At 75.0% G+C, this 2,750-nt stretch carries 3 protein-coding genes and 1 pseudogene; all 4 read left to right on the top strand.

What is annotated here, in order from left to right; all coding sequences use genetic code 11:
- On the top strand, positions 1-203 hold a 203-nt coding region (locus ETD85_RS61480), incomplete at its 5' end, for a hypothetical protein (protein WP_138698968.1).
- A gap of 113 nt (positions 204-316) precedes the next feature.
- A complete protein-coding gene (gene mreB / locus ETD85_RS61475) occupies positions 317-1,549 on the top strand; it encodes a rod shape-determining protein (RefSeq protein ID WP_138698967.1) in 1,233 nt (410 codons plus the stop codon).
- On the top strand, positions 1,546-2,388 hold the full coding sequence (mreC, locus tag ETD85_RS61470; protein WP_138698966.1) for a rod shape-determining protein MreC: 843 nt from the start codon (positions 1,546-1,548) through the stop codon (positions 2,386-2,388). Before mreB ends, mreC begins: the two co-directional genes overlap by 4 nt.
- Before the next feature lie 3 nt (positions 2,389-2,391).
- Positions 2,392-2,750, top strand: a pseudogene (locus ETD85_RS61465) (hypothetical protein); the annotation flags it as partial.

Here is a 2,750-nt window from a genome sequence, read left to right as displayed (position 1 = left end):
AACGGGGGCGGGGTACATTGCGTATAGGAGACAGGGGCGGGCGGGCCCGCGGTTTCACCGGCAGCGAGGAACGGGCCAGGACCGCCGTCGGCAAGGCCATCAGGCGCGCCATCGAACGCGTCGCGATAGCCGATCCCGTCATCGGCGACGAGCTGCGCGCGGCCGTGCGCACCGGCGTGCGCTGCTCCTACAGCCCCGGCTGACCTGCGACGACGTCCGCGGCTACAGAGTTAATACGTTTGTGGCCGAATCGCCGCGGGCAGCGCGATGGCGGGCAGTGTCCCCCTGCCCTCCCGGTCGGAAGGCTGTGTAACCCATGGCATTCGCATTGGGTCTTCTCGGTCATGACATCGCGGTCGATCTCGGCACCGCGAACACTCTCGTCTACGTCCGCAGGAAGGGCATCGTGCTGAACGAGCCCTCCGTCATCGCGATCAACCTGCACAAGAACACGGTCGTGGCCGTGGGCAAGGCGGCCAAGCGGATGATGGGCCGCACTCCCCCGCACATCGCCACGATCAGGCCGCTCAAGGACGGCGTCATCGCGGACCTGGACGCGGCGGAGCGGATGCTGCGCATGTTCCTGCAGAAGGCGCATCCGAACAGGTTCCTGGCCAAGCCGCGCGTCGTCGTGGCCGTGCCCAGCGGCACCACCTCCATCGAGCAGCGGGCGGTCAAGGAGGCCGCTTACGAGGCGGGCGCGCGCCGCGTGCACATCATCGAGGAGCCCATGGCCGCCGCGATCGGCGCCGGGCTCAAGGTGGGCGAGGCCACCGGCAACATGGTCGTCGACATCGGCGGCGGCACCACCGAGGTCGCCATCGTGTCCATGAACGGCGTGGTGGTCGCCAAGTCGCTGCGCGTCGGCGGCGACGAGCTGGACGAGGCGATCATCACCCACACGAAGAAGGAGCACGCGCTGCTGCTCGGCGAGCGGACGGCCGAGCGGCTGAAGATCGATCTGGGCATGGCCCGGCCCGCGCCCGTGAGCGCCCGCGACGCCGGCTCCGTGCCCAAGGGCCGGCACCGGGTGGGCGTCCAGGCCGCGCACGCGGACGCCGCCCCGCTCACGGTGGACGAGGAGGAGCCCGGCCCGCCGCCCGCGCCGCACCGCTGGAACCCGTTCAGGTCCAGAGCCAAGGCCGAGGCGGCGGCGCCGGCCGCGGGGCCGCGCGCGCTCGCCCCCGGGGCCTGCGCCCCGGTACGCGGCCGCGACCTGGTCAGCGGCCTGCCGAAGACGGCGACGATCACCGCCGACCAGATCAGCGAGGCCATCGAGGACGAGGTCCAGGCCATCATCGACGCCGTCCAGACGACGCTCGACCAGTGCCCGGCGGAGCTGGCGGGCGACCTGCTCGACAACGGCATCGTGCTGACCGGCGGCGGCGCGCTGTTACGCGGCCTGGCCGAGCGGATGGGCGACGCCACGGGCATGCCCATCAGGGTCGTGGACAAGCCGCTCTACTCGGTGGCGCTGGGGGCGGGCCGCTGCGTCGAGCGCTTCCAGGCCATGCGTGACGTCCTGCTGCCCGATTGGTCACGCAGGTGAGGCGGACGGTCGTCCTGCTCGTGCTCCTCGCCGCCGTCCTGCTCGTCGTGGCCGACCGCGTGGTGACGCCCCTGACCCCGGTGCGCGCGGCGGGCTCCGCCCTGTACGGCACGATCGAGAACGCGGCCGGCTCGGCCATGAGATGGGTCGGCGGGTCGTCCGGCGGGGACCGGCGGCTGCGGGCGCTGGAGCAGGAGAACGCCGCGCTGCGCGCCGACCTGCTGGCGGCGCGGGCCCAGCCCGGCGCCCAGGCTCCGGGAAGCGCCCGGCCCGGCGCCCAGGCTCCGGGAGGCGCGCAGGCCGGCGCCCTGAGCGGCCGGTCGGACCGGCTCGACCTGCTGGCCGCGGCCGTGGGCCGGCACCGGGGGGTGGCCGCGCACGTGGTCGGGTTCGGCAGAGGCCAGAGCGTCACCGTCGACGCGGGCCTGTCCGCCGGCGTCGCGCGGGACGTGACCGTGCTGAACGCCGACGGCCTGGTCGGCAGGGTCACCTGGGCCGGTCCCTCGACGGCCACGGTGTCCCTGATCACCGACGCCGCCTCGTCCGTGGGCGCGCGCATGGCCGGCTCGGGCGAGCTGGGCGTGGTCACGGGCCTGCCCGGCGAAGGGCTGCTGCGGTTGAGCCTGTTCGACCCGAACGCGCCGCTGCGGGCCGGGGACGAGGTGGTGACGCTCGGCTCGGCGGGCGCGCGGCCGTACGTGGCCGGGGTGCCCATCGGAGTGGTCACCGCGGTCGAGAGCGCGCACGGCGGCGCCACCCGCACGGCCCTGGTGCGACCCGCCGCCCGGCTCTCCGCGCTCGGCCTGGTCGCGGTGATCGTGCCGGCGGCGGTGAGGTGAGCCATGGGGCTGGTGCTGCTGGTCCTCGCGGCTCCGCTGCTGCAGGTGCTGCTGGTCAACCGGGCGCCGTGGGGCGGACCCGACCTGGTGACGCTGGCCGTGGTGTGGCTGGCGCTGGTCAGGGGGCCGGTGTGGGGCTGCGTGGCCGGGCTGGCGGCCGGGCTGGCCGCCGACGTGACGCCGCCCGCTGACGGCACGGTCGGGCGTACGGCGCTGGTGCTCGCTGCGGTCGGCCTGCTGACGGGCTTGCTGTCCGGCCTGCTGTCCGGCCTGCCGCCCGGTAGGGCCGGCCGGTGGCCGGCGGGCGGACGTGCGGGCGGCGCGTGGCGGGAGGGCCGGCGGGCAGGTCCTGGCCGCGCCCG

Origin of the sequence: Nonomuraea zeae (assembly GCF_005889725.1) — a bacterium.
Taxonomy (GTDB): Bacteria; Actinomycetota; Actinomycetes; order Streptosporangiales; family Streptosporangiaceae; genus Nonomuraea; species Nonomuraea zeae.
This window is presented reverse-complemented; position numbering and strand designations above follow the sequence as displayed.

Coding starts and splice junctions, on each gene's coding strand:
- mreB (WP_138698967.1), top strand. CDS start 317: ATGGCATTCGCATTGGGTCTTCTCGGTCATGACATCGCGGTCGATCTC.